At 64.5% G+C, this 6,910-nt stretch carries 5 protein-coding genes; all 5 read right to left on the reverse strand.

Annotation, left to right across the window (positions count from 1 at the left end):
• Window positions 1–2,048, reverse strand: a 2,048-nt coding sequence (locus tag WAN71_RS12550) for an acyltransferase family protein (RefSeq protein WP_422225642.1), incomplete at its 3' end; no start/stop codon positions are given.
• Between the two features lie 151 nt (window positions 2,049–2,199).
• Window positions 2,200–3,384, reverse strand: coding sequence for a CaiB/BaiF CoA transferase family protein (locus tag WAN71_RS12555; RefSeq protein WP_422225638.1), 1,185 nt, complete (start codon window positions 3,382–3,384; stop codon window positions 2,200–2,202).
• Window positions 3,377–4,303 carry an SDR family NAD(P)-dependent oxidoreductase gene (locus WAN71_RS12560; RefSeq protein WP_422225639.1) on the reverse strand — a complete coding sequence of 309 codons (927 nt, stop codon included), beginning with the start codon at window positions 4,301–4,303 and terminating at the stop codon, window positions 3,377–3,379. The genes WAN71_RS12555 and WAN71_RS12560 overlap by 8 nt, the downstream gene beginning before the upstream one ends.
• A complete protein-coding gene (locus WAN71_RS12565) occupies window positions 4,300–6,144 on the reverse strand; it encodes a flavin-containing monooxygenase (RefSeq protein ID WP_422225640.1) in 1,845 nt (614 codons plus the stop codon). The genes WAN71_RS12560 and WAN71_RS12565 overlap by 4 nt, the downstream gene beginning before the upstream one ends.
• A gap of 72 nt (window positions 6,145–6,216) precedes the next feature.
• On the reverse strand, window positions 6,217–6,910 hold a 694-nt coding region (locus tag WAN71_RS12570; RefSeq protein WP_422225641.1), incomplete at its 5' end, for an LLM class flavin-dependent oxidoreductase.

Here is a 6,910-nt window from a genome sequence, read left to right on the forward strand (position 1 = left end):
GTCAGGTGCACACCGTCGCTACGCACCTGGATGCCATCGACTTTCGCGGTGTAGACACCTTCCGGGCACAGCTTTTTGTTCAGGTCCAGTATTCCCACGCCCGCGCGTTGGCCGATGGTTCCGCTCAATAACGTGTTCCATTGTTTCACCCGCTCGGGTTGATCCTCTGGCCACAAGCTGCCATCCGGACGTTCGCCCCGCCGGCTGTAGGGCAGGTTGGCCACGGTCAGCGGAGCGCCGCTGGCACTGAGAATATCTACCGCGCTGCGCAATTCACCGGCCATATATGCATCGAAGGCCGGGTCGCCGATGTGGGTCCACCTTCCCTCGTTGACCCGATCCACTGTTTCCCAGCGACCGACGATCAGCAGGATGGCGTCGGGCCGGTCGTCGGCGATTTGGGATCTCCATCGGCTCGGCCATGACTCACATTCGCTTTTCTGATCCAACGTCTGGCCGAGATAGCGGTACGGGCCGCCTCGCACCAAGCTGCAGCCGATCACGGTGTGGTCGACGAAATCGAACCCCGGCGTCGACGGTACGTAATGCATCAACGTCCAGCCGATCGAGTCGCCGAAGACCGACACGGTGAACGGCCGCCGCGGGTCTCGCTGCGCGACAGCGCGCGCCGGTCTGGGACCGTCCGGCGGGGACTGCGAAACGACCGCGACCGATGACACGCCAGGGGGCAAGCTGCCGTCAAGTGGCCCGCTGCCGGGCCGGGGAGAGACCGGAACAACCAGCAGGGTCACCGCGGCGGCGGTCGCGGCGGTCGCTCCGGCCAGCGGCAACAGCGGGACCCGCACCGGTCGCCACCTCCGGATGGGCCGCTCGATCGCCCACCACGACACGATGGACACCGCCAGTGTTGCGGCGCACCGGACACCGAATAACGACAGCCCAGACCAGCCGGTCCGTTCACCGTTGAGCACCAAAAAGATCGGCCAATGCCACAGGTAGACGCCGTAGGAGATGGTGCCCAGCCACGCCACCGGACCCCACGCCAGCGCAGCGGCCACAGGTCCGCGCTGGTCGAGCGCCACCGGGGCGATCACCAGCACCGCCGCAATCGCCACCGCAATCAGCAGACCTGCATGGAACTCGCGGGCGCTGCCGGTGGCGTAGTGAGTGGCAACTCCCAACAGCGTCAGGCCGATTAGCGGCAGCAGCCGAGCGGTCCATTTGCCCCACCGGGACCGGATCAGTGACCAGCCGCGGTTCAGCGACGACCAATCGCTCACCAGTAGCGCCGACGCCGCGGCGCCCACCAACAGCGCCTGTGCCCGGGTATCGGTGCCGAAGTAGACCCGGTCACGGGTGGCGTCGGACGCGAGCAGGATGGCGGCCGCAGCCGACGCCAGTGCGCCCAGCGTGGCCAGCAAGAACACCACCAGGCGGACGCCGCCCAGGGTGGCCCACCCCTGCCGACGACGAGCCCTGGCGGCCAGCGCCACCGCCACTGCCACCAGCAAGAGCGGCCAGACGATGTAGTACTGCTCTTCGACTCCGAGCGACCATGCGTGCTGCAACGGCGACGGCGGAGCGCCCTGGGTGAAATAGTCGGTCTTATCTGCGACAAACATCCAGTTGGCGACCCAGAAGAAGGCGGCGACCGCGTCATCGCGCAAGCCGGCAACGGCCTCGGGTGAAAAGAAGTGACGCCCGACCGCCACGGTCAGCACCATCAGCACCAGCGCCGGGAGCAGCCGACGGGCACGCCGAATCCAGAAGTCGCCCAGGTCAATACGGCCGCTTCGGCCGAGTTCGTCTAGCAGCAGCGAAGTGATCAGGAAACCGCTGAGCACGAAAAATACGTCGACACCGAGGAATCCGCCCGCCATGCCGGGAACGCCGCCGTGGTCGGCGAGCACCAGCGCGACTGCCACTGCACGCACGCCATCCAGCGCGGGAATACCCGGACGGCGCGGTGACCGTCCATCGCCATCGCTACTCCCGGTGGTGGCCAGCCGGCCGACATGCGGCGGAGCAACCCATCGGGGTCGCCGAGCACAGCGAACCGACGCGGGGTAAACCCCGGCCGGTCCCATGGTCACCTTTCCGGTGCTCCGACCGCTCGCCTGGCCGGTGCTGTCGTTGCCGCCGATACGTCGATGCCCTCCCTGCTGATTCCCGTCAGTTTAGGTGCGGCCACGCCGCATCAGCGGGAAGACACGTCGCTGCGGCAGCCGAAATATGCTGCTACGCAGAGCCGTGGGCGGCTGCTTCAGCGTCGGTGGCTAACGCGAGTTCTTCGAGCACGTCCGCGGTGTCTGCGCCCAGCTGCGGGGCCGGGCCGGCGACTCGGCCCGGCGTCCGGGAAAACCACGTCGGCACACCGGGAAACCGCACCGGGCCGTGCTCAGTGTTGAGGGTCTCGAAGAACCCGGCAGCGTTGAGATGCGGATTGTCGAACAGCGCGTCCGGCGTCCGCAGTGGCGCAGCGGGTATCTCCAGCGCGCGAAATAGCGCTAGCCATTCGTCGGTAGTTCGCTCCTTGAGCGTCTCGGCGAGCAAGGCGTAGACCGTGTCAATCTGGCGCGCCCGCCGCTCGAGGGTGGCATACAGATCGCTTGCCCAGGGCGGCTGTACGGCTTGGACGAAGGCCGACCAATGCCGGTCGTTGTAGATCAGCGCGGCGATGTAGCCGTCTTTGGTGCGGTATGGCTTGCGGTTGGGTGCCACCGTGCGGGGATAGACCGCTGGGCCGAGCGGGGGGTCGAACATGGCGCCGTTGGCATGTTCGACCAGCATGAACGACGCCATCGTCTCGAACATGGCGACCTCAACCTCTTGCCCCTCGCCGGTGCGTTCCCGGTGGAACAACGCCATCGTGGTGGCGTAGAGCGCTGTCAGGCCGGCGACCTTGTCCGCCATGATCGTGCCGACGTAGTTGGCCTCACCGGTGAGCTGTTCCTGAACGGCGGGCAGCCCGCATTCGGCCTGGATGGTGTCATCGTAGGCGGGCAGATCTCGATCGGGTCCGCGTCGGCCATATCCGTAACAGTTGGTGTAAACGATCGCGGGGTTGATTGCGGCGACCTGCTCGTAATCGAATCCGAGCCGGGCGATCGCTTTGGACCGCATCGAGTGGATGAAAACGTCCGCGGTTTCGATGAGCGTTCGCAGCGCGGCCTTGCCGACATCGGAACGCAGATCCAAGACGACGCTGCGCTTGCCGCGGTTCACATTGACGAACACCCCGCTCATGCCGGGTGCGGGTCCGACCGAGATGTAGCGAGTGTCGTCCCCTTCCGGCGGCTCGATTTTGATTACGTCGGCGCCCATGTCGGCCATGATCTGCGTGCAGTACGGCCCCATCACCATCGCGGTGAGGTCGACCACCCGCACCCCGGATAGCGGACCTGAACTACCGCCGCTAGCCACCGTGGGCTCCTTTCCGCTCGGCCATCGCGAAGCTGTAGCGGAGGTGCTCGACGTGACCGTCGGGCACGACGGGAAACACCAACGGGGCCTGCGTATCCCGGATAGCGTCCAGATCTTCGCCGACCTGCTCGATCGACCACGATGGACGAAATACGCCGGGCGTTTCGGCGATCACGACTCTGGCCACCCGTCCGGCGATGGCAATCAGCATCTCACCGGTGATCGAGCAGGATTCATGAGCCAACCAGCCCACCACCGGCGCCACCTGATCAGCGCACATCGGAGGATAGGCGGAAATATCCAGCCCCTCAGCCATTCTGGTCACCGCGGAAGGAACGATGACATTGCATAGCACGTTATCTGCGACACCTTCGAGCGCAACGACGTTGGACAGGCCGATGATGCCCGCCTTGGCTACGGCGTAGTTGGCGACACCGTGGTTGCCGTACAGGCCGCCGATCGATGACGTCAAAACGATGCGGCCGCAATGAGCAGCGCGCATCAGCGGGAACGCCGGCCGCACGACGTGGAAGGCGCCGCGCAGGTGGACATCGAGCAGCGCATCGAAGTCTTCATAACTCATTTCGGCCAAGGGCGCTCGTCGAACGGTGCCGGCGTTGTGGACGAGGATATCGATTCCGCCGTAGTGGTCGAGCGCTGTCCGGACGATCGCTTTGCCGCCAGCAGGTGTCGCCACCGACTCGGTGGACGCGACTGCCTCACCTCCGGCGGCCTTGATCTCGCGCACCACCTCGCCGGCTGGGCCGGTGTCAACACCGTCCCCGGTCAGGCTTCCGCCCGTGTCGTTGACGACGACCTTGGCTCCCTTCGAGGCCAACAGCAGCGCGTAGGAGCGTCCCAGTCCCCGGCCGGCACCGGTGACAACTGCGACCCGATCGTCGAATCTGAGCTCAGTCATTCGTGTCCAAGCACCAGACCATCCAAATCACCCTTGTCGCGCCATTCGGCCAACAGCTCGCCGAACGCGTAGAAGCCCGGTCCATACGGCTCGCCCAGGTGTGAGCGTATGCCCTCTCCCCCACCGCCGCCTTCATTGTTGTAATAGCCAGGCGTGCACTGGGAATCGAACGCCGAGTTGTCAATCGCGCTGTCCCGAATGGTTTTGCACCACTCGTCCTGCGCGCGTTGGGTGGGCTCGACGGTTGTTGCGCCGCGTGCCATCGCTTCGGCGATGACGTAAGCGATGTGTTCGCCCTGCAATTCGTAGTTGGCGGCGATGTTCGCCGAGATACCGACCTGGGTGAAGCCGGTGAAAAACTGGTTGGGAAAGCCCCGGCTAGTCATGCCGTGCAATGTCTGGTAGCCGTCGGCCCAATAGTCGAATAGCGACAGTCCGTCGCGACCTTCGATTGCGTCGATGGAGTACCGGCGGCTGATCTCGGTGGTGATCTCGAACCCGCTGGCATAGATGATGCAGTCGACCTCGTATTCGACGTCGTTGGCGACGAGTCCCTTTTCGGTCGCCCGCTGCACCCCCTTCGTCGACGACACGTCGATCAGGGTGACGTTCGGCCGGTTGAACGTCACCAGGTAGTCGTCGTTGGAACAAGGCCGCTTACACAGGAACCGGTAATAGGGCTTGAGCGCCTCTGCGGTGTCTTCGTCCTGCACAATGCTTTCCACGCGGCGGCGCAGGCGCTCCATGACTTTGTAGTCTTCCTCCTCGCGGATGGCCATGAATTCTTCCGGACTGAGTGCGGTGGGGTCATCCAGAGCGAGAACCCTGGCAGCCGTGTTCCTGCCGAGTTCGGTCCAGAAATCGCAAACCAGGTCTGGTTGGCCCAGCGCCATCCCTTCAAACGTCCACGCGTGAAAGTTGCGTTGCCGCTCTTTTTGCCAGCCCGGGCGAAGCGACTCCACCCATGCGGGATCGGTCGGCGTGTTGTTTCGGACGTCCACCGACGACGGTGTGCGCTGAAAAATGTAGAGGTGCTTGGCGTGGCGGGCAAGAAAAGGCGTCACCTGAATACCGGTGGCGCCGGTGCCAACCAGCGCGATGCGCTTGTCGCTCAGCTTGTCCAGTCCGCCGGAAGTATCTCCGCCGGTGTAGGAGTAGTCCCAGCGCGAGGTGTGGAAGCTGTGTCCTTTGAAGTCCTTGATTCCCGGGATGCCGGGCAGTTTGGGCCGGTGGAACGGACCCGAGCCCATGACGACAAACCGGGCCCGGATGTCGTCGTCGCGGTTGGTGCTGATCCGCCACCGGTTGATCGCCTCGTCCCACCGCAGATCGCGTACCCGCGTAAACAGGATCGCGGAATCGTAGAGCCCGAAATGCTTTCCGATGCGCCGGCAATGCTCGTAGATCTCGGTGCCGTCGGCGAACTTCTTAGATGGCATGAAGTCCAGCTCTTCGAGCATCGGTATGTAACAGTATGATTCGTTGTCGCACTGGATTCCCGGGTAACGGTTCCAATACCAGACGCCGCCGAAATCGCCACCCAGCTCGATGATCCGGACATCGTCGACGCCGGCCTTCTTCAGGTGGGCAGCGCACAGCAGGCCGGCGAAGCCTCCGCCGATGACGGCGACGTCGATGTCCTCCGATATCCGATTGCGGACCAGCGGCGGGGAATGCGGGTCGGTTTCGTAATACCCCGCGAAGTCGTCCTCGAGCTCGACGTACTGCTTGGATCCCTCGGCGCGCAGCCGCTTTTCCCGCTCGCGCCGGTATCTTTCGCGCAGCGCGGCGATATCGACGTCGTCAGGCGTCTGCGTGGGCTGGTCGCAGTTGGCAATCATATGGCGCCGCTCTCCCCCGCAAGCGGGTGGTGCCCCCACCTCATCGCTGCTCCCCTTCATTGTCGCCGGCGCTCATGCCAGGGCGTTCTCCGGGAGGGCCGCGGGGTGCAGGGGTGCCTCCATTTGGTGCGCCGCCGGTAGCACCTCCTTGGCGAACAGTTCGGTGCTGGCCATCGCCTCCTCGTGTGGCATCGTGCCGAACTGCGGGACGATGGTGAGCTCTTCGAAAGAGCACGCTTCTTGGGCGGCCTTGAGCCGGTTGAAGATCTCCTCCGGCGTGCCGATCAGCAGATTGGACGCGTGATATCCGGGAGTCTTGGGCTTACCCTTATCGTCTCCAGTTACCGAGGACGCCAGCACCGCGGTCGCGGTGGCTTCCCTGGCCGCGTAGGCCTCATATCCCTTGACGCCTTTGAAGTTGGAGGCGTCAGCGAATCCGTAATGGACGGTGACATCGCGGTTAGCCGTCCAGATCCACTCCTCGGTCTTGGCGGCATCGTCGGCGTTCGGCGTGCAGTACATGAACATGACGTTCTTCGGCTGGCAGGGCGGCAGGCCCTCCTCCTTGCGGAAGGTGTTCACCTGCTGTACTTCTCGCCCGGCGTCTTCGATCGGCTTGTTGCCGACAAACAGCGGCACCATCCCGCGGCGGGCCAGGATCTCCAGCGACTCGGCGGTCGAGGACGAGCTGTAGATCCGCGAGAACAAGTCACGGCTTTGGGGTTCGGGGCGCAATGACATCTCCGGGACAGTGAAGATCTCACCC

The organism is Mycobacterium sp., assembly GCF_049280035.1.
Classification (GTDB): Bacteria; Actinomycetota; Actinomycetes; order Mycobacteriales; family Mycobacteriaceae; genus Mycobacterium.